Genomic DNA, 20,365 nt, shown 5'->3' with positions numbered 1-20,365 from the left:
ACCGCATCTACAGGCTCCGCATCGCGGTGTAGACGCCCATGATCCAGCAGGCGATCACCGGCACGACCAGGATCAGCGCGTACTCCAGCAGATCGATCATGCGCCTGGTGACCGGCGAGAGCCGCCGGCCCGGCAGCCGGAGCGCGGCCACGCACCCGGCGCAGGCGAGCAGCGCGACCACGGCGGCGACCACCAGGTCGGCGCCGGGGGTGCGGTAGGCGCCCGCGAGCTGGATGCCGACCGCGGCCACCACCGCGGTGGCGGCGGCGAGCAGCGCGATGGCCTGCACCCGGTCCGGGAACCAGCGCGAGCGCAGCGCCAGGATGCCGGCCACGGCCGCGGCCAGCACCAGCTCCCTGATCCCGCCGGGCGCGGCCGCGGCGGTGCAGGCCACCGCGGTGGCGAGCACCGCGGCGACGGCGGCGATCAGGCCGCGCAGGCTGGTCACCGCGAGCCGGGCCCGCGCCTCGATGCCGGGCTCCCCCGCCGCGCGCGGGCGTTCGCCCTCCTCGACGACGCGGCCGGTCTCGGCGTCGAAGAGGTCGGTGAGCGTGGCCGGCGCCACCTCGGTGCCGGGGTCGGGCAGGTCCGGCGGGCGGATCCGCGCGATCACCACGGCGAGCCGGGGCGCGGCGGTGAGCAGCACGATGCCGGCGAAGACGGTGCCGGCGCCGACCTGGGCCACCGAGAGCTCCACGTAGGTGAGCGGCAGCGCCGCGCAGGCCAGCACCGCGCCCGCGACGGTGATCGCGGTGAGCGTGGCGGTGCCGATGCCGGTGAGCCGCAGCATGGTCGCGGCGGCGACCGCGGCCACCACGGCGCCGGCCGCGAGGTTGGCGGCGGCGAACGGCCCCGGCTCGCCGTAGGCGGGTGGCACCAGCATGGCGCCGCCGGCGAAGAGCAGCGGGATCGAGGCGAGCACCAGTCCGAGCGGGAGCCGCGGCGGAGCCGCCCGGCGGAACGCGAGCACCGCGCCGCCCCAGCACGCGAACCCGAGCAGCAGCGCGGGCAGCGCGCACCACCAGAGCGAGCCGGAGGCGAACCAGGAGCGGGCGAGCAGCACCGCCACCGCGGACGCCCCCGCGCCGAGCGCGGCCAGCCCGGCGACGGCCGCGGTGCCGGGGTCGAACTCGGCGAACTCGCGCTCGTTGATCTGCGCGAGCGCGTCGGTGATGTCCTCCACCACCGGGGTGAAGACCTCCGCCGACTCGATCGCCGCGAGCACGAGCACGGTGCCGTCGGCGATGTCGTGGTCGGCCAGGCTGCGCCAGCGCGGCATCGGCGGCTCGCCGGGCCTGGCCAGGCTCCACTGCCCCTGCGGCGGAACGAAATCCACCTCCGCGTCGTCGATGGCGGCGGCCAGCACGGCGAGCAGGTCGTCGATGAAGGTCTCGATGGTGAACCGGGTCGGCACCACCACGTCCACCTGGTAGGTGGCGACCAGCACCGCGATCCGGGCCCTGGCGACCTCGGCGGAGGGCTGCGCGGTGACCGGTGCGGGCGGCGCGACGGCCGTGCTCATCGCCACCCGCCCTGGTGGCCGGGGAAGCCGTCGGCCAGCTCGGCCGCGAGCTCCTCGAAGGCGGCCGCGGTCTCGCCGTTCAGCAGCCGCAGGTCGATCTCGCCGCCCTCGGCCAGGTGCGCGTCGTAGGGCAGCACCCGGGTCGGGCGCTGCGCGGTCGCGAAGAGCTGCTCGATGGCCTCCACCTCCACGGTCGGCTTGGCGGGCTGGTGGTGCACGATCGCCACGATCGAGCTCGTCACCAGGCGGCCGAGGCCGTGCGCGCCGAGCCAGTTCAGGGTGGCGACGGCGCCGGTGACGCCGCCGACGGTGGCCGGGGTGACCACCACGACGGCGTCGCTGGCGCGCAGCACGGTGGCGGAGGCGGCGTCGAGCACGCCGGTGCCGCAATCGACGAGCAGCAGGTTGAAGTGCCTGCGCAGCACCTCGACGGCGGTGGTGTACTCGTGGCCGGAGAGCGGCTCGGTGGCCTCGGTCGTCCACGGCGAGGCGAGCACCGCGAGGTCGGCGGTGTTGATCGAGGTGAAGGACTGCACCGCGGAGAAGGCGTCCAGGTCGGGGGCCTGGGCCAGGTCGCGCAGGGTGAGGCCGTAGGGGTGGCGGCTGGTGCGGGTGGCGAGATCGCCGAAGTCGGGGTTGGCGTCGATGGCGACCACCCGGTCCGGGCGCAGCGCCGCGAAGGTGGAGCCGAGCGCGGCCGCGGCGGTGGTGCGGCCGACGCCGCCCTTCACGCTCACCACGGCGATCTGGTACGTGGAGGTGAGCTGGCGGCGGATGCGCGCGCGGCGCTCCTCGATGCGCTGCTCGGCCGGGGAGAGCCCGAGCCGGAAGCCGACCTTGTTCAGCGCGCCGCGCATGCCGGTGGTGGAGCGGAGCTTGGCGCGGTTCGCGGCGGCGATATCGGCGAGCAGGTCCATCGAGGTGAGGGTGGCCGGGAGCACCTCGATGCGCGGGGCGGGCTCGGCGGTGCGCTCGATCCGCTCCGGGACCAGGGGGCTCGCCTCCGCCACCCCGTACTCGGCGCGCCTGCGCGCCGCCGTCTGCGCCCGTGACGGCGCGGTGTACCGCCGGATCTCGGCGCGCGGTTCGCCGGAATCCGGCTGCGCGCGGGCGGATTCGATGATGTGCGGAGGTTCCGGGGGCGGGGCCCACGAGGTCGGCTCGTCGAACTCGGCCGCAGGGCGCGGCGCGTCGGCACCCGCGACCGTCGCCGAGTGCGGCACCTCGCGGCCGGGCTCCGGCTCGGGGCGGGGCTCGCCGCGGCCGGCCGCCGGCGCCGGGCGCGGCTCGCCGGCGGCGCCGGGGGGCGGGGTCTCGGGGGCCGCCGCGGTCGGCGCCGGCGCGGCGGCGCCGGACTGCGCGAGCAGCCGGGCGGCGTCCGGCACCTGGAAGGGCGCGGGCTCCGCGTCCTCCGCCCGGGGCGGGGCGGCCAGCGCCACGTCCGGCTGCGCGAAGTACGCGTCGTACCCGCCGAGCGGCCGGACCGACTCGGCGGAGCGACCATTGGTGCTCGGCATCCGATTCCTCTCTCTCACTGAATCCGGCTGGTGTCGAACCAGCTGCGCCCCGGCAGCAGCTCCAGCAGCGCCACCACCCCCGCGTGCACCGCCGCGTCGTCGCCCGGCGCGTAGGTGGAGCCGATCCGCCCGTCCAGCGTCCGGTGCGGCACCACGACGACCCGCCCGGAGACGGTGTCGAGGACGGTCAGGCACACCTCGGTGTCGGTGGAGCCGCCGTCCCGGTGCTGCACCGCGAGCACCTCGGTGCGCCGCACCACCTCGTCCAGCACCCGGGTCAGCACCCCGGCGCTGTGCGGGTTCGCGCCCAGGTCGAGCAGCGCGGCGCGGCGCGCGGCCGGATCGCCCGGCACCTCCTCGAACTCCGCCAGGTCGGCGCTGACCGGCTCGAACCGCACCGCGGGCAGGTAGCCGAGCGCCGCGGTGAGCGCCGCGGAGACGTTCCGCAGCTCCCGCCCGCCCTGGAAGACCGGCTGGATCACGATGCTGTCCTCGCAGCGCAGCGCGAGCACGTGCTGCTGCGCGCTGCGCACCAGCGAGAACCGCAGCATGGTCCGGTCGCCGCCGGTCAGTCCGGTGTCCACGATCCGCGCCACCAGCTCGATATCGGGCCGGTGCAGGCAGTGCAGCCAGCGCTCGACCACCGGGTGCACCGCGCCGCCGACCAGGATGCCGAGCTCGTCGAGCTCGGCGGCGACGGCGCCGCGCACCCGGTTCCGGTCGTCGAGGTCGTAGATGTTCGGCAGCACGGCCAGCACCGGGGGGTAGGACTCGATGCCGGCCAGCTCCTGCAGCAGCAGCGCCGCGTCGACGTTCAGATCGACCGCGACGGGGTCGCTCTCCACGTGCCGATGCCGATCCGCGAACCCCGCTACACGCCCAGGAAGCGGTTGCCCTGCGCGATATCGGTCTCGTGGTGGATACCGCCGGTGTTGACGTTCTGCACCAGCTTGGCCTTGACGTTGTTCACGCTGCCGTCGTAGGCGGTGAGCTTGCTGTCGAAGTTCGCCATGACCGTCTCGTAGCCGGTGCCGCCGGAGCCCTGGAATTCCTGCAGCAGCTGCTGGTAGATCTTCCGCAGGTTCGCGGTGTTGGTCTCCATCGCCGCCACCAGGGAGCCGACGGTGCCGGTGGCCGCGTCCGCGGCGCTGAAATTGACGTGGATAGGCTTACCGCTCATCGGTTCGCCGCCTTTCTGGATCGGTACTCGATAACCGGAATCGCGCCGGTCAGAAATTCATGTTGAGCTTGGAGGCGCCGAAACCGGCGCCGGTGTCGAGCTTTCCGTCGGTGCCGAGGTCGCGGTAGAACTGCCCCGCGGAGTCGAGATCCGCGGCGTCGAAGTTCGCGCCGACGGCGGTCATCGCGTCGACGATCTCCTGCAGCGTCCCGGCCAGCGCCTTTCCGGAGGTGTACGCCTGGCTCATGGCCTGGTAGATGGCGTCACCGGTCTGGCCCTGCACGGCGGCGTAGAGCTCGTCCTGGGCGCCGGAGAGCCCCTTCAGGTGGCTCTCCAGTTCACCCAGCCCCGCCGCGGTCTTGCCCGCCGACGCCTGGATCGATTCGGGGCTGACATTCATCAAGGTTGCCACTGTGGTTCCTTCCTCTGGTGAAACTCGTAGGCCGGTTCGAGCACGCCGGCCGCGTACTGCCGCAGCGCGTACCCGTCCTCCGGCGGCTCGTCGTCGTAGGAGATGACGCCGATCACCGGGATCTCCTCCAGCAGCGGCACCTCCGGCTCGCCGCCCGGGACGAAGACGCTGACCTGGCCGTCCCGCTCCTCGTCCCGGCGCCGCCGCATGGTGGCCCGCGGCGCGGTGACGCCGCGCGGCGCCTGCCTGCTCACCGGGGCCGCCGAGGGCGCGCTCGGCGCCGCACCGAAGGCGGTGCCCGCGCCGGGGGTCCAGGTGCGCGGCATCCGGAAGCCGGTCGCGGAGCCGGCCAGCGCGCCGAGCCCGCCGGTGATCAGCCCGAGCCCGCCCGCGGCGGCGAGCGCGCCGCCGTTCAGCGCGGCGAGGGTGCTGGAGTACGGCGAGGTGCCGAGGAAGCCGTGCTGGTCGAGCACCTCGCCGCCGGAGGTGGTGTCGGCCAGCGAGTCCGGCAGCCCGGCGCCCGCACGCTCCACGTCGCCGAGCGCCTGCCCCGGATCACCCGGTGCCTGCGGCGGTTCGGTGGGCGGATTCGTGAGGTCGTTGCCGGGGTTGGGCCCCGGGTCGGCCGGCTGCGTGAGGTCCCGCGGGTTGGTGTCGCCGCCACCGCCGGTATCGCCCCCGGTGTCGCCACCGCCGCCGGTGTCGGCGAGCCGCTCGAGGCGGGTGCCGGTGTCGTCGGCGGCGCTGTACTCGTCGCCGCCGAGCTCGCCGAAGGTCTGCACCGCCTCGTACCCGGTGCCGAGCGTGGTGATGGGCGGCGGCGGCACCGGCGGCGGCAGTGCGGCGGCCGCGCCGAGCGCCTCCGCCGCGTAGGCCTCCATGACCGCGGCCGCGGCGACCCACATCGCCATGTACACCGCCTCGTTCGCGGCGATGGCCATCGTGTTCTGCCCCATCGTGTTGCTGGCGGCGAGGGTGGCCGATGCGGCGCGGTTGGCCAGGATGGCCCCGAGCGGCGGCATCGCGACCTCGGCCGCCGCGCAGGCGCCCGCCACCGCGGCCGCGCTCGTCGCGGCCTGCGCCGCGACCTGGGCCTGCTGCTCCAGCCAGGTGCCGTGGTTGCGGAAGGCGCGCTGCGCGCGGCTGGCGGCCGGGCCGCGCCAGGTGGTCTCCAGCACGCCCATCGCCCCCGCGGACTCGGCCGCCATGGTGGCCAGCGCGAGCGCGGCGAGCGCGTACGAGTCCGCCACCGCCGCCATCGGGGCGGGGCCGGGGCCGAGCAGCATCCGGGCGGAATTCACCTCGGGCGGCAGCGCGCCGAATCCGAACAATGGCATGGTGCCTCCGATTCCCTCCGTGCTCGAATCGGCCTATTTGCCGAAACGCGCGCCCGCGGCGGCGGTCGAGACGCCGCCCGCGATATCGGTGGTCTCGTACCCGGTGCTCACCGGGAGCAGGACCTGGTGGCCGTTGCGCAGATAGGTGGCGCCGCCCTCGTTGCAGCCGGCGAACGGGGTCTCGAAGAACTGGAAGAGCGCCCCGCAGGCCGCCATGACCGGTTCCGGGGTGGCGGTGACGGCGAGCGCGGTGGTGGTGGCCGCGTGCGCCGCCTCCAGCGCGGCGCTCAGCGCGGCTTCGGCGGCGGCGAGATTACCGCTGGTCACGACGAGATGTTCCGGAGTTACGTCGACAGTCATGAGATCTCCTGGTGAAGCGGGGGTGTCGACCCGTACCGGGCGGTACCAACAGAACGTTAAGCCATTCCCAACTCTGGGAATTCGTCCGGCGGAATCCACGCCGACTGCACGAGGTCCTTCCGGGAATGCAGCGGCTCCACCAGAATTCCGCGGCCGACGGGTTGTTTCGTCGCCTTCACGTCGCCGACCAGAATGCCGTCCAGTTTGGAGCCGTCCATGATGAATCCGGAGGAGTTCAGATTCTTCATCTGGCCGAGCACGCTGTCGTACATCGCGGTGTCGGCCTGCGCGATATTCCGCGCGACCACGACGTGCAGCCCGGTGTCGCGGCCGTCGACGATCAGATCCTTCAGCGGCTCCAGCGGATTCCGCGCGCCGCGCTGCGCGACCATGTGGTAGTCGTCCACGACCACGAAGATCTCCGGCCCGCTCCACCACGAGCGCTCCCTGAGCTGCTGCGAGGTGACGCCGTCCGGGGCGCGGCGGGCGCGCATCCGCTCAGCGAAGGCGGGCAGGTTCTCCACCGCGTCGCGCTCGCTGGTGAGGTAGCCGACCAGCTGCTCCTCCGGCAGCGCGTCCATGTGCTGCCTGCGGTAGTCGATCAGCAGCACCCTGGCCTGCGCCGGGTCGAAGCGGCTCCGGATCGCGGCGAGCAGCGCGCCGAGCACCGTCGACTTCCCCGACCCCGACGAGCCGAGCACGATCAGGTGCGTGGAGACGCCGAAATCGATGGTGGCGGCGGAGAGGTCGGATTCCCGGATGCCGAAGGGCACCCGCAGCCGCTCGGCCGGGGTGGCGGGCGCGGGCAGCCCGGCGGCGACCTCGGCCAGCGTGATCCGCGCGGGCAGCAGCTTGACCTCGGGCGCGTGCCGCTCCCGGTACTGCGCGCCGAGCCGGTCGACGGCCGCGGCCAGCCCCGCGCCCGCGGTCTCGACGTCGCCGGAGCCGTCCACCCGGGGCAGCGCGACCAGCATGTGCAGCCCCTCGGCGGTGATGCCGCGGCCGGGCCGCTCGGCCGGCACCGCGGCGACCGCGGCGCGGTGGTTGCCGAAGACGGTGTCGGTGAGGTCGCCGAGCCGCAGCTCGATCCGGGTCTGCAGCAGGTCCTTGACGGCGGGGCGGATCGCGACCCAGCGCGAGCTGCTCACCATGAGGTGCACGCCGAAGTTCAGCCCTTGTAGCGCGATCGACTCCATGAGCGGCAGGTACTCGTCGAAGTACGGGCCGTTCACCGCGAAGCCGATGTCCCAGCCGTCCACCACCACGAAGACGTCGCCGTGCCGGTCGCCGCGCGCGGCCAGCTCGGCGGCGCCCGCCGCGGTGGCGCGGCGCCTGCGGAACTCGCGCATGGAGTCGATGCCGAGCTCGGCGAAGAGCACCTGCCTGCTCGCGATGAGGGTGGTGAGCAGCGCGAAGGTGCGCCGGATGCGGTCGCCGTCGCGGGCCGAGGCGATCGAGCCGACGTGCGGCAGCCTGCGCAGCCCGGCCAGCCCGCCGGAGAAGTCCAGGCAGTAGAACTGCGCCTGCTCCGGGGTGTGCGTCAGCGCCGCGGCGAGGATGAGGGTCTGCAGCGTGGTCGACTTGCCGGACTGCGGCCCGCCGACCACCGCGACGTGCCCGCCCGCGCCGGCCAGATCGACCGACCAGATGTCCTGGCGCTGCTGGCGCGGCCGGTCCACCAGCGCGACCGGCAGCTGCAGCGCGCCCGGCTGCACCGCGGGGACCATGCGGTCCAGGGTCGGCGGGACCAGCAGCGGCGGCAGCCACATGGCGTGCGCCCGCCTGCCGTGCCCGGCGAGCTGCTGTAGCGCCGTCTCCATCACGGTCACCGGCTCGGCGCCGGAATCCGGCTCGGGTGCAACGGGTTCCGGCTCGACGACCGGGGGCCGGTGCTCGGCGATCACCCCGGAGACGAAGAGCTGCGGCGGCCGGTAGCCGCCGCCCGCGCGCCGCACCCGCTGCGCGCCGGCGGCGCTCTGCACCGGCGCCGCGTACGCCGCGCCCACGTAGGCGGCCTGGAAGCGCTGCAGCTCCCCCGCGCCGACCCGCAGGTACCCGGCGCCCGGCTTCTTCGGCAGGTGGTAGGCGTCGGCGGTGCCGATGGCGTCGCGGGAATCGCTGGTCTGGTTGGTGCGCAGCGCGATCCGGTACGAGAGGTGCGCCTCCAGCTCGCCCATCCGGTTGGCCGGCACCTTCTGCGAGGCGAGCAGCAGGTGGATCCGGAGCGAGCGGCCGAGCCTGCCGATCGCGACGAAGAGCTTGGCGAAGCCCGGGTACTGCTCCAGCAGCTCGGCGAACTCGTCCAGGATGATCAGCAGCGTGGGCAGCGGGGCCAGCTCGGCGCCCTGCTCCCTGGCCCGCTCGTAATCGGCGACGCTGGCGAAGTTGCCCGCGTCGCGCAGGATGCGCTGGCGGCGGGCCATCTCGCCGTTGATCACGTCCTCCATGCGGGTGACGAGATCGGCCTCCTCCTCCATATTGGTGACCACCGCGGTGACGTGCGAGAGCCGGTCGAAGCCGAGGAAGGTGGCGCCGCCCTTGAAGTCGACGAGCAGCAGGTTGAGCAGGTCCGGCGGGTGCGTGGCGACCGCCGAGAGGACAAGGGTGCGCAGGAATTCGGATTTGCCGGAGCCGGTGGCGCCGATGCACATGCCGTGCGGCCCCATCCCCTCCTCGGCGGATTCCTTGATGTCCAGGTGCACGACGCCGCCCGCGGGGTCGTGGCCGAACGGGATGTTCAGCCGGGTGCGGTCGGCGTCCCGGCGCTGCGGCCACTGCCTGGCCACCCGGATGTCGCCGGGGTCGGCGATCCCGACCAGCTCCTCCCAGCTGGTCCCGGTGCCCGCCTGCTCGGCGGCGACCGCCTCCACCACGGTGGTGAGCCGGTACGGCGAGAGGGTGCGGGCCAGGGCGCGCACCGCGGGCGCGGACATGGCGTCGGCGGTGCCGACCGGGCGCGGCCCGCGCGCGCTCAGCTCGCTCAGCGCGCCGTCCGCGGCGACGGTGAAGCGCAGCGCGCGCGGCAGGTACTGCTCGGCGGCGCCGATCCGGATCCAGGTGCAGCCGTCGATGCCGGAGATGTCCCGGTCGGTGGCGGCGCCCTGGGTCTCCACCAGCAGCAGGTAGTGCTGCCGGTCCAGCGTCGGCTGGGAGTTGGCGGAGAACGGCCCGCGATTCAGCCCGGCGAGCACCTTGGCGCGCAGCTCGCTCACGGTGCGGTAGATCATCCGGCCCGGCCCGATGGCGTCGGTGTCGGCCGGGTGCTGGGTGTGCGGCAGCCACTTCAGCCAGGCCCACTGCTCGGCATCGGGGTCGGTGAGCACCGCGGCCACCGCGACCTGGTCCGGGCCGTGCAGCACCACCGCCTCGGCGATCATGGCCCGGACCAGCCCGGCGACCGCCTCCGGGTCGCCCTCCAGCCCGAGCTGCGGCGCGGAGAGCAGGTTGATGGCGACCGGCATGCCGCCGACGGTCGAGTACGCCTTGGCGAACCGGGTCAGCTCCACCACGCCGACCGGGTCCAGGTCGGAGGTGGGCGCCGCCTCCGGCACGATCACCCGCACCTGGTTGGCGATCCGGCCGCGCCCCACCCGCACCCGCAGGAACTGCGGGTGCGCCACCTGCACCTCCCACATCCGCTTGCCGCCGATCAACCGGGTGAGCGCATCGGGGCCGGGGTGGGTGTAGCGCAGGAACTCGAAGAGCTCGGCCTCGGAGCCGTGCACCGTCCTGCGGTTCTCGGTGAGGCTGCGCAGGTAGTCCTTGCGCTCCTCGTTCAGGCTCGCGGCGCCGCCGGACGAGTTGCCCGCCATCGAGCCGCCCATCATGCCGAACATCGAGACCATCATCATGACCGGGAAGAGCATGGCCATGGGCGAGCTGCCGATGCCGCCGCCGCGCACCATGATCACGACCATCCCGCACATGGCCGCGACCATGACCACGGGCATGATCATCTTGAGCCGCGACGGCGGCACCGGTTTCGGCAGCTCGGTGGGGGGTTGCAGGCGCAGCTCGGTGACCGCGGGCGCCTTCGGGCCGCGCACCATCCGCGCGGGCCGGACGAAGCGGCGGGTCACCGTCACGACGGAGCTCCGAAGCCGGCCACCAGCTGATCCGGTGGGATGCCGTCGTGCATGACCCTGGCGTCGCGCTGCGAGAGCGTCGGGCCGACGGCGAAGAGCGAGACGATGTGCCAGGGCGCGGGCACCGGGGTGCGCAGCGCGAGCGCGGTCAGCGTGGGGTCGGTGCCGCTGCCGGTGAGCGCCGCCTCGACCCCGTAGCGGACCCCGCTGTCGGAGATCCAGTACAGCGATTCGCGCAGCGGCGACCCGGTGTCGGCGCCGGTCACCTGCACGAACCGGCCGGTGTCGCGGGGCAGGTGCGCGGCGTCGGCGGTGCTGCCGCCGGAGGCGGGCGCGGTGACCAGCGAGACGGTGCGGCGCTGCTCCTCGGCGGAGAGCGGCAGCCCGGTGCCGACCAGCAGCTCGGTGACGGCGGCGGGGTCGCGGTCGGTGCGCGACCAGTGGTAGCAGCTCACCCCGATCCGCTCGGGGTCGACGAGCCGCACCGGCTTGGCCGGGTAGCTCGCGGTGCCGGGCCAGCTGCCGGGGCGCAGGTTGGCCGCGAGCACGTCGGGCCCGATGGTGCGGGCCGAGGCCGCGCCGTGCGCGTCGGCATTGCGGACCATGGCGGCGAGCAGCGCCGTCACCCGCACCAGGCCGTCCCTGGCGACCAGGTAGTACGCGGCGGGCTGGTCCGGCGCGGAGGTGGTGAGGATGGAGCCGATCGGGATGGTCAGCCCGGAGCTCAGCGTCACGACCTCCCCCGCGCCCGGCACCTGCGGCACGGTCAGCGGCGGCGCCTCGGGAATCGCGCCGATCAGCCCCTTCGAGACGGCAAGCACCGGCGCGGCGGCATCGATGCCGAGGGCGAGCGCGACCGCGGAGTTCGCCGGGTCGATGGCGGCGCGCACCACGCCCCGCTCGCCGTCGGTGTACACCAGCCAGGTGGTGGTGTCGTCGCGGAACAGCCTGGCCTCGTCGGCGGCGAGCCCGCGCACCACGGTGCCGTCCACGGTGAGCGGCCCGCCGATCGCGGTGGTGTGCGGCGCCGAGAGCCGGGCGGTCGGCAGCCCGGTGCTCGGGTCCACCTGGGCGGTGGCGCCGCTGCGCGAGGTGTCGCAGACCGTCCAGGAGGAGTCCCGCTCGGCGGTGTCGGCGATGGTGCCCGGGGCGCCGGGAATACCGACCCACGGGCCGCGCGGATACTTCGCCAGCTCCTCCTTCGAGACCGGGACCGGCTTGTCCGCCGAGCCGAGGATGAGCCGCGCGGAGGTCAGGTTGAGCGCCGGGTGCAGCCGGTCGCCGATCCGCACGAAGAGCGCGCCGGAGTCCTTCTCGGAGACGATCTTCGAATCCGCGACCCGCTTCGCCGGTTTGAAGAACGAGAGCACCGCGGCGCCCGCGATCACCACGCAGGCCAGCGCGACCCCGATGGAGAGCGCGGTGGAGCGGCCGCGCTGCGGGTCGTCGATCATCGAGGCGTCCCGGCGCACCAGCGCGTGCTCGATCCGGCGCAGCAGGAATCGCCACCCGGAGATCTGGTGCTTGGTCACCACCCGGAAGCGCGCCACCGCTCACTCCCCCCGCGGCGCCCGGCGCCGGTTCACGCCCGCGCCACCGGGGCGAGGCTCTCCAGCGCGCCGGTCACATCCAGCACGTCGATGGTCATCAGCTCCTCGTCGGTCATGGCGAGGACATCGATATTGGTGCGGGTGAAGCGGTAGTCGCGCTCGGACTCGGCGGCCTCGACCACATTGCGCACGAAGCGGCCGTTGCCCGCGAGGTCGATCAGCCTGCGGCCGTCCTTCCGGTTCGCGGCCAGGTGCGCGCAGCGCTCGCGGAGCGCCTCGCGCGCCTCCCCGGAGAGGATCGAATCCTTCTTGCGCGCGATGTGATCGGCGATCCGCACCAGCTCGTCGGCCTCGTAGCTGGCGAACCGGATGCGCTTGGTGAAGCGCGAGGCGAGCCCCTCGTTGGAGGCGAGGAAGCGGTCGATCTGGTCCTCGTACCCCGCGATGATGACGACCAGCTTGTCCCGGTCGTTCTCCATCCGGGCCAGCAGCGTGTCCACCGCCTCCTTGCCGAAGGCGTCGCCGCCGGAGAGCCCCTCCTGGATCAGCGTGTACGCCTCGTCGATGAAGAGCACCCCGCCGAGCGCGGAGTCGATGAGCGCGTTGGTCTTCGGCGCGGTGTGGCCGAGGTGGGTGCCGACCATGTCGTTGCGGGACACCTCGATCACCTCGGCGTTCTCCACCACGCCGAGCCCGGCGAAGATCTTGGCGATCACCCGGGCGATGGTGGTCTTGCCGGTGCCGGGCGGACCGGAGAAGATCAGGTGCTGCGACCTGGCGTCCACGGCGAGGCCGCGCTTGGCGCGCACCTGGTCCATGAGCACCCCGGACTTGAGCCGATCCACCTGCTCCTTCACCGAGTCCATGCCGATCTGCGCCTGCAGCAGCTCCGACGCCTCCTCGAGCAGCGTGTCGCGCTCGGCCTTCGCGGCCGACGCCGCCGCCTCGGCCGGGTCCAGGCCGGTGGCGGGATCCCAGGCGTCGGTGCGCGAGGCGATGATCTCGGCGGTGGCGACCTCCAGCCGGAAGGCCTTGTCCCGCAGCGCCCGCTGCCACTCCGGGCGGTCCGGCCAGAGCGCCGAGCTGCGCAGCCCGCCCAGGATGCGGTCGGCCTCCTCGTGGTCGCCGTTGTGCCGCAGCAGCATGCCGTGCAGGTAGTGCGCGTCGGCCCAGATGTAGGAGAGGTTGCCGGAGCGGCTGTCGTCGACGATGCGCTGGGCCCGGGCGAGCGCCTCGGCGGTGCGGCCGGTGTGCGCGAGCGCGGTCGCCGCCATGAGCTCGGCGGCGATGTCGAGCAGCCCGTCCTCCAGCACCGGGCGGGCGGTGCGCGCGGCGAGCACGTCGGGCCAGCGCTTGGTGCGGAAGTACAGCGACATGCGCACGAAGTCGGCGATGTCGTCGCTCGGCACGCTCTCCAGGATGGTCGCCGCCTCGGCCCACTCGCCGTCCGCGGCGTACGAGCAGGCCTGCGCCACCGAGATCTGGTCGCGGTCGGCCATCGCCACCCGCAGCCCGTACATCCCGATCTCCACCTGGCACCAGAGCGCCCGGTCCACCAGCCCCGCGCGCTGCTGGTCGCGGTACAGGTTGTGCACCGAGCGGAAGGCACCGTAGATCACCTCCGCGGTGACCTCGCCCGCCATCGCCCGGCCCAGCCAGGCATCGCACATATCCGGATCGAGATCGGTGGCCGCCCGGAACGCCGCCCTCGCATGCTCTTCATTGCGCACCGCACCGGTGACCAGTCCCAGATTCTGAACCCCGGTGTAGAACGCGTCCTCGGCCGCTGACAACTCGGATATCCCTTCCGCCGATCTCGCCTGCGAGAACGATAGGTTCCGGCCCCCGGCAACCGGGGGCGCGCGCTTCCCACGGATGGGAAGCAGTTATATGACGTCTCATAAGTGCACACGATTGCATGGACCGTTATTCAGGTGTAAGGTTTGCGGCGGATCGGTCAGACCCTCATCCTGCCGATCCGCACACCGGCGGTTACCGGTGACGCCGGCACGGCATCGGTAACCCCGGAACCCCTCTCAGGACGCGGGCGGATCCCGCTTCCGACCGCGGAGACCGGCGGCTGTGCCGCCGGTCTCCGCCGGCGTTTCAGGGGTGGGTGCCGTTCTCGTCGCGGGGGTGCCGGATCGTCGGCACGGTGATGTTCGCGGCGCGGTGATTTCGCCAGGGGGTGCGGGGGCGCGGCGCCGCGGTGGGGGTTTCGGCCTTCGCCGCCGGTCGGCGCCACGGAGTGTGGGCGGGCCGTTTCGTCTCAGGGGCGGGTTTCCTCGCCGCCGGCCGCTCATCCCCGGCCTTTCCCGGCTCGCCGCCCGGCGCCCGATCCGCGTCGCCGACCCGGCCCAGCTCTCCGCTGGGTACCCGATCGCCGGCGCTGGCACGGCCCGGCTCGCCCGGCACCCCATCTACGACGCCGGCTCGGCCCGGCGCCCTACCCACATTGCTGCCCCAGCCCGCCGCATGCACGGCGGCGAGCACGTCGGCGGCCCCGTCCAGGGCGGCCGCGAATATCCGGCAACCGGTGTCGAGCTGCTCCCGGTGCGCGGCGCCGGTCGCCGCGAGGGAGCGCAGCAGCGCCTCGGCGGCGCACCCCGCGGCCGGGTCCGGGTCGGGTGGCGCGCCGGGCGCGGCCCGGAGGCCGGCGGCGAGCTCCCGCACGTACCCGGCCAGCGCCCGCACGTCGTCCTCGTCGATATCGGGGTGCGGCACCCCGATGGCGGCGAGGAAGCGGGCGACCTCGTCAGGTATCTCGATCGCCACGCCCGGCTCCCCCGGCCGGCAGCACCCGGATGATGATCGCCTGGTCCGGCATCGGCGTCCGCTTCACCTTCTCGCCCGGCGTCGGCGCCTCCACCACGCTATTGCGGTCCACCGCCAGCTGCACGTGCTCCGGCCCGCGCGAGCTGAACGAGTCGCTGGGGAACACCAGGTCGCCCGGGCGTACCTGGTCCATCGGCACCCGGGTGCCGCTGTAGATCTGGTCGTAGGTGGTGCGCGGCAGGATCACCTCGCCGCCGGAGGCCTGCGCGATGGCGTACTGGGTCAGCCCGGAGCAGTCGAAGCCGCCGCCGGTCGGGCCGTTGGCGCCGCCGCCGCCCCACACGTAGTCCAGCCCGATCTGGCCGAAGGCGGCCTGGACGGCGGCGCTGCCCGCGGTGCCGTCGTCCCGGAACGTGCCGGGGACGACCGGGTCCCGGCCGCGGCCGGCGCGGGTGGCGGTCCCGGTGCGGGAGCGCGAGCGCCGGCCGGAGCGCGAGCGGTTGCGCCTGCGCCGCCCGGCGGGGACGGTGCGGGTGAACTTCTGCAGCGGCGCCTCCGGCGGCATGATCTGCGCGGCCTGCTTGCGGGCCGCGGCCACGTCGGCGTCGACCTGGCGCACCGCGTTGGAGACGGTGGTGTGCGCGGCGTCGAGCAGGGCCGGGCCGGAGAACCTGGCCCCGCCGAGCGCGGCGAGCGCCTGCACCCGGCTGCGGAAGTCGGCGAGCTGATCGGTGAGCCGGGAGCGGCCGTGCACCGTGCCGTCGCCGGACTCCCCGACGGCCCGCCCGACCACGCCGTCCCGCCTGCTGTGCGAATCCGCGATGGAGCTGCGCATCCCCTCGGCCTGCGAGTACCCCGCCGCGGCCGCGCCCGCCACCCGGCCCGCCTCGGCCGCGGTCGCGTAGGCGGGGCCGGCCGCCCGGTTCGCGTCGGGGCTGCCCGCGCCGTAGAGCTCGAGCATCGAGCGCAGCACCCCGTCCACGTCGCCGCTCAGCGCGGGCGCCATTCGACCGGCTCGCCCTCGCGCGGTGCGGACCATCTCTCGATTCGCATCCGCTCATTGTGGAGAGCGCCGCCCCGCGCGTGTTCCCAATCCTGGGGGTGCCCGGTTTGGCCCGCATTCCCATCGGGGAGAAGCCGGGACAATGAACGGAATCCCAGGAAGGTGGTGCGCCATGCCAGTCGACGCTGCGGGATCCGGCACCGAGGATGCCGCGAAGATCGCCGCGACGCCGCTGATGACGCTGGTCGCGGGCAAGAACTACTGGCCGGTCAAGCTGGTGCGACCGGCGGGCGGCTCGCCCGGGCTGCTCGCCTTCATCGGCCTCGCCGAGATGGCGATCCAGACCGCGGTCGACCTGCTCGGCCGCGGCATGCCGAAGCCGCCGCCCAAGGTCGACGACCTGCTGCAACCGGTGGTGCTCGACGATATCGGCAAGGGGAAGGGCGTCGACGAGTACGAGAAGGCGATCACCGCGGTCCAGGCCCGCCAGACCACCCTGCTCACCCTGGACACCCAGGTCTTGAAGACCTCGGTGGTGGTCGCCGCCGAGCAGAACGAGACGCTGCGCGCGATCAAGACCATCGTGGCCGAGCTGAACGCCGCGCTCACCGCGGCGGGCACGGCGAAACTCCAGCCCGCGCAGGAGAAGGCGCTGCTGAAGAAGGTGGCCGACGCCGTCGACGCGGTGTACGACAAGGTCGAGGCGGTCGCCAAGCTCAACGAGGACATGGCGGGCGGGAACAAGTCCGGCGGCGGTACCGAGCAGGTCTCGGCGGGCGGGGCGGCGACCGGTGGGGGCGGCGGCGGGGACGGCGGGCTGGGCGGGATCCTGCCCATGCTCGCCATGCTGCCGATGGCGGCCATGCCGCTGCTCTCGCAGATTCCGGAGCTGCTCGAGCAGCAGGAGGAGAAGCGGAAGGAGGCGGAGGAGGAGGCGAAGAAGGATCCGGCGGAATCCGCCGATCCGAATGCCGCGGGGCCGCCGCCCGGCGTGCAGGCCGGGGAGCCCGGTGGGCCGCCGCCCGCGGTGAACGCCGAGCCTATTCCGGACCCGACCGCCGTCGTGTAGGGGCGGGTTCCCGCTGGGCCATCCGGGATTCACCGCGCCGGATTCCCGCGACAGCCGCGCGAATGCCGGCCCGGCGGTCCAGTCGCCGGCGGCGGTGTAGCCGCCGGCGGTATCGGCCCCTTCTCAGATGGTGACGCTGACCGGCGGGGGCGCGGTGACGGCGGGCGGCATGGGCGCCGGCGGGGTCGAGGGGGTGGCGGGGATGGGCGGCGCCTCCTCGGTGCCGGGCACCTGCTCGGCGATCCCGGCACCACCGGGGCGGGCGAAACCGAGGAACTCACCCGCGGCCGGGTTGTTCGGGTCGAGCGGGACGATCTGCCCGTCGACGATGATGTTCGGCACCCCGTCGACCACCACCACCAGCCCGGTGTGATCCCGCCACTGCGCCACATCCCCGGTGCGGACGTCGTTGCCGTCCACCATGGTCCACGGATTGGCGGCCGAGGACTCGCCGGGCGTGCCCACGTACGCGGCCCTGGCATCGCTGCCGTTGGGGTTGTTCAGCTCGCGCTGGATCGCCTCCGCCACCACCTGCGAGACCTGCTGTGTGCTCGGCGGTTTCGTGGGCAGCTGCACGTCGACCATGGACTTGGTGCCGAGCACCACCGTCGGCGGGGCGGCCGGTTCGGCGGTGACCGTCCCCGGCGGCGGGGCGGCGCCCTGGTTCTGCACCTGCTGGACCGGCACGTTCGGGTCCTGGCCCGGCTCCGGCTCCCGCTCCTCGCGCTCCTCCTCGCGTTCCCGATCCCGGTCGCGCCCCCGGTCCTTGGACGCGGATTGCATCATCTGTTGCATCATCATCATCATGGGCAGCATCTGCATCATCTGATTCATGCCGGAGCCGGTGCCGCCGGTCGAGCCCCCGCCGGTCGAGCCGGTGCCGCCCGCGCCGGTGGTGCCGACGGTCCCGGCGGTCGTCGCGCCCGCGCCGCCCTCGATCTCCTCAATGGCCGAGTTGAGCAGGTCGACGATCTTGTTGGAGCCGCTGCCGGTCCCGGCGGTGAGCGGGTCGGTGCCGAGGGAGTCGCCGGTGCCGAGGAGGTCGCCGTAGAGGCTGCTGAAGTCCTGGGTTCCGGTGCCGGGCGGTGTCGTGCCCCCGGAGGTGTCGCCGTAGCCGCCGTTGTACTGGCCGTTGCCGTTCTTCTCGCCGTCGTACTTCGGCTCCTTGTCGTCGACGTCGCGCCCACTGGCGTCGGCGGCGTCGCTGACCTTCTTGATCTCGCCCTCGACGAAGTGCACCAGGTCGTGCAGGACCCCGAGCAGGAAGTCCTCGGTGGCGGCGGGGAGCTTCGGCTCCCCCTTCACATTGCCCTTCTCGTCGTACTCGATGTAGGAGGGGGGGTTCGCGACCGCCTGCGGCGCCTTCTCCACCCGGTGCGGCGCCCGCAGCTTCTCGTTGGTCGAGTCCACCTGCGCCTGGATGCCCTTGAGCGCGGTCGCCGCCTGCTGCGAGAGGTCGCGGGTGGTGACGTGCACCTGCTGGACCTTCTTGTAGAGGTCGGCATTCACCTTGTCGAGCCGCTCGGTCTTGCCGTCGTAGCGCTCGGTCATGGTGGAGTCGTTCTTGGTGCCGGGCAGCCCCGCCTTGGTGAGCAGCTTGTCCAGCGACGGATTCGCGGTCTCCCTACCAGTTCCCCACAGCTCCTGGGCGCAGGCGGTGACCAGGAAGTTCTCGCAGATGTCGATGTGCTTGTCCAGATTGGCCGATGCGCCGTACGGGTGGTGCAGGTGCAGTTCGAAGCCGCGCTCGGGGTCCGGCGCGGAGACCGTGTGGATCGGCTTGCCGTCCTTGTCCAGGAAGACGAGGCTGCCGTCGTTGTTCAGCTGCAGCCGGACCGCGCCCGCCACCTTGTCGGTCGCCCACACCGGAAGCGACTGGTAGTAGGCATCGGCCTTGAGGATGATCTGCCCGTCCGGGCCGATCGAGGCGGCCATGATATTGCCGCTGCCCCGGCCCGCCGGGTTGGTGTTCGTCGTCGCCGACTCCCAGACGACGCCGTTCGGCCCGAACAGCACCAGGTTGCCGTTGTCGAGCGCCAGCTGGTATCTGCCGTCGGCGGATTTGATCGGGGAGCCGGAGAGAATCGCACCCCCGACGTCGACGCTGTTCCCGGCGACGTCGCCCTTCGCGTCGACCTTCGGGTCGACCCTCGGCTCCGGCGCCATCAGACCGACCGCTCCGGCGGCGAGGTACTGGGCGCGGCGACCGCACCGGCGGGCGGCCCACCGACCGCGGGCGCGGCGACCGCACCAGGGGCACCCGCGGGAACCGCGACCCGCTCGGGCACCGAGACCGCCGCCGGAGCCGCGGTGAACTGCGGATGCTCGGTGATCTGGCCGTGCGCGTAGACCGCGTCGCGCAGCGTCTGCCTGGTCGGCTCGCCCTCGAGCAGCAGCACCAGCTCGGTGCAGCGGCGCTCGAAGACCAGGTCGCGCAGCGGGGCGGCGGCGGTGTCGACCCGGAGCTCGCCGAGCTCGACCCGGCCGACATCGATGCGCTGCGCCAGCATCGACGCGGCGAGCAGGTCGTCGGCGTCGCGCAGCTCGTCCCAGAGCCGGCGCGGGACGGTGCCGCCCGCGGTCAGCTCGACCAGGATCCGTTCGCGCAGCTGCCGGGCGGCGCGCGCCTCCGGCGGGGTGCGGCCCGCGCGCCCGGTGGCGGCGTTGGCGGTGACCGCCAGTTCGAGCGTGTGCGCGCGGAGCTGCGAATCCGGCACGGCCGTGGCGCTTTCCAGCCCGGCGATGGAGCCGGCCAGGCCGAGCCGGTCGGTGGTATCCGGGGTGGGGACGCGCAGGTCGAGGTCGTAGGCGGGGCCGACGTGGTCGGCGATGGCGGTGCCGCCGAGCCGCAGCCGCAGCCCGGGGTCGATGGGGCCGGAGGAGGCCAGCGCGGAGAGCCCGGCATTCGCCTTGGCGCCCCAGGCGAGCGCGAACTCGGCGAGCACCCGGGCCGGGTCGGCGATGCCCTCCCACGGCGAGCCGCCGTGCTCGGGGGTGGCGAGCAGGGCATCCCAGAGCCACGGGGTGGAGATCTCGCGCGGCAGGTGCAGCCCGGCGGGCAGCCAGCCGCGGCCCTCGTTGCTGGTGATGAAGACCCCGGCCCCGGCGGGGCCGCGCAGCACGGCGACGGCCCAGGTGGTGCCGACGGCCGCCTCGGTGGCGGCGAGCACGCCCGCGAGCAGGGTCCGGGCCAGCACCAGGTCGTCGTCGACCGCGGCGCCGACCACATGGCCGGGCTCGGCGGCGTCCTGCCTGGCCTGGGCGACCGCCGCCGCGAACGGGGTCGGCAGCGGGGCGGCCGGGACGGCCTCGCCCCGGTTCGCGCCGTTCTGCGGCCGGTGGTCGTCGGGGCCCGCCGCGAGCGGGGCGAGCGGAACGGGCGGGGCGACACCGGCTCCGGACGGCGCGGTGGCGCCGGTGGGCGCCGCCGAGGTCGCCGCTGGGTCGCCGCTCACCGGCGCGCTCCCGGCCGGGTGGCCGGTGGCGCCGTGGTCCGCGCCCGCCGCGGTGATCGGAGCGGGCGGCAGGCCGGGTGCGGTGGGCGCGCCGGCGGGC

At 73.9% G+C, this 20,365-nt stretch carries 14 protein-coding genes and 1 pseudogene; 1 reads left to right on the top strand and 14 read right to left on the bottom strand.

Features of this window, described 5'->3' with window-relative positions; all coding sequences use genetic code 11:
• Positions 1 to 7: 7 nt before the first annotated feature.
• From eccD to AB0H71_RS33190, 12 genes are all read right to left on the bottom strand, one after another.
• Positions 8 to 1,522, bottom strand: coding sequence for a type VII secretion integral membrane protein EccD (gene eccD / locus AB0H71_RS33245; protein WP_357029340.1), 1,515 nt, complete (start codon positions 1,520 to 1,522; stop codon positions 8 to 10).
• A complete protein-coding gene (locus tag AB0H71_RS33240; RefSeq protein ID WP_357029337.1) occupies positions 1,519 to 3,039 on the bottom strand; it encodes a MinD/ParA family protein in 1,521 nt (506 codons plus the stop codon). The genes eccD and AB0H71_RS33240 overlap by 4 nt, the downstream gene beginning before the upstream one ends.
• A gap of 14 nt (positions 3,040 to 3,053) precedes the next feature.
• Positions 3,054 to 3,884, bottom strand: coding sequence for an ESX secretion-associated protein EspG (locus AB0H71_RS33235; RefSeq protein WP_357029335.1), 831 nt, complete (start codon positions 3,882 to 3,884; stop codon positions 3,054 to 3,056).
• Positions 3,885 to 3,910: 26 nt separating this feature from the next.
• On the bottom strand, positions 3,911 to 4,219 hold the full coding sequence (locus AB0H71_RS33230) for a hypothetical protein (RefSeq protein WP_357029332.1): 309 nt from the start codon (positions 4,217 to 4,219) through the stop codon (positions 3,911 to 3,913).
• A gap of 49 nt (positions 4,220 to 4,268) precedes the next feature.
• Positions 4,269 to 4,631 carry a WXG100 family type VII secretion target gene (locus AB0H71_RS33225; RefSeq protein ID WP_357029329.1) on the bottom strand — a complete coding sequence of 121 codons (363 nt, stop codon included), beginning with the start codon at positions 4,629 to 4,631 and terminating at the stop codon, positions 4,269 to 4,271.
• Complete coding sequence (locus AB0H71_RS33220) at positions 4,619 to 5,968, bottom strand: PPE domain-containing protein (protein WP_357029326.1); 1,350 nt, start codon at positions 5,966 to 5,968, stop codon at positions 4,619 to 4,621. The genes AB0H71_RS33225 and AB0H71_RS33220 overlap by 13 nt, the downstream gene beginning before the upstream one ends.
• 33 nt (positions 5,969 to 6,001) lie before the next feature.
• Positions 6,002 to 6,328: a PE domain-containing protein gene (locus AB0H71_RS33215; protein ID WP_357029323.1), complete on the bottom strand. Its 327-nt coding sequence runs from the start codon at positions 6,326 to 6,328 to the stop codon at positions 6,002 to 6,004.
• A gap of 56 nt (positions 6,329 to 6,384) precedes the next feature.
• Positions 6,385 to 10,413, bottom strand: a complete 4,029-nt coding sequence (eccCa, locus tag AB0H71_RS33210) for a type VII secretion protein EccCa (RefSeq protein WP_357029320.1) — start codon at positions 10,411 to 10,413, stop codon at positions 6,385 to 6,387.
• Complete coding sequence (gene eccB / locus AB0H71_RS33205) at positions 10,410 to 11,963, bottom strand: type VII secretion protein EccB (protein WP_357029317.1); 1,554 nt, start codon at positions 11,961 to 11,963, stop codon at positions 10,410 to 10,412. Before eccB ends, eccCa begins: the two co-directional genes overlap by 4 nt.
• Positions 11,964 to 11,995: 32 nt before the next feature.
• The gene (gene eccA, locus AB0H71_RS33200) at positions 11,996 to 13,756 is read right to left on the bottom strand and encodes a type VII secretion AAA-ATPase EccA (RefSeq protein ID WP_357029314.1); all 1,761 of its coding nucleotides are present in this window, start codon (positions 13,754 to 13,756) and stop codon (positions 11,996 to 11,998) included.
• 313 nt (positions 13,757 to 14,069) lie between these two features.
• Positions 14,070 to 14,738, bottom strand: a complete 669-nt coding sequence (locus AB0H71_RS33195) for a hypothetical protein (protein ID WP_357029310.1) — start codon at positions 14,736 to 14,738, stop codon at positions 14,070 to 14,072.
• Complete coding sequence (locus tag AB0H71_RS33190) at positions 14,719 to 15,744, bottom strand: NlpC/P60 family protein (protein ID WP_357029307.1); 1,026 nt, start codon at positions 15,742 to 15,744, stop codon at positions 14,719 to 14,721. The genes AB0H71_RS33195 and AB0H71_RS33190 overlap by 20 nt, the downstream gene beginning before the upstream one ends.
• Before the next feature lie 169 nt (positions 15,745 to 15,913).
• Here AB0H71_RS33190 and AB0H71_RS33185 point away from each other — a divergent pair, with 169 nt between their 5' ends.
• A complete protein-coding gene (locus AB0H71_RS33185) occupies positions 15,914 to 16,810 on the top strand; it encodes a hypothetical protein (protein ID WP_357029304.1) in 897 nt (298 codons plus the stop codon).
• Positions 16,811 to 16,933: 123 nt separating this feature from the next.
• Here AB0H71_RS33185 and AB0H71_RS33180 read toward each other — a convergent pair whose 3' ends face one another.
• Both AB0H71_RS33180 and AB0H71_RS33175 read right to left on the bottom strand, forming a co-directional pair.
• Positions 16,934 to 18,976: a hypothetical protein gene (locus AB0H71_RS33180; RefSeq protein ID WP_357029301.1), complete on the bottom strand. Its 2,043-nt coding sequence runs from the start codon at positions 18,974 to 18,976 to the stop codon at positions 16,934 to 16,936.
• A pseudogene (locus AB0H71_RS33175) lies at positions 18,976 to 20,365 on the bottom strand (hypothetical protein); the annotation flags it as partial. The pseudogene AB0H71_RS33175 and the gene AB0H71_RS33180, both read right to left, overlap by 1 nt.

This window comes from Nocardia sp. NPDC050697 (genome assembly GCF_040654395.1).
In the GTDB taxonomy this organism is placed as follows: domain Bacteria; phylum Actinomycetota; class Actinomycetes; order Mycobacteriales; family Mycobacteriaceae; genus Nocardia.
This window is presented reverse-complemented; position numbering and strand designations above follow the sequence as displayed.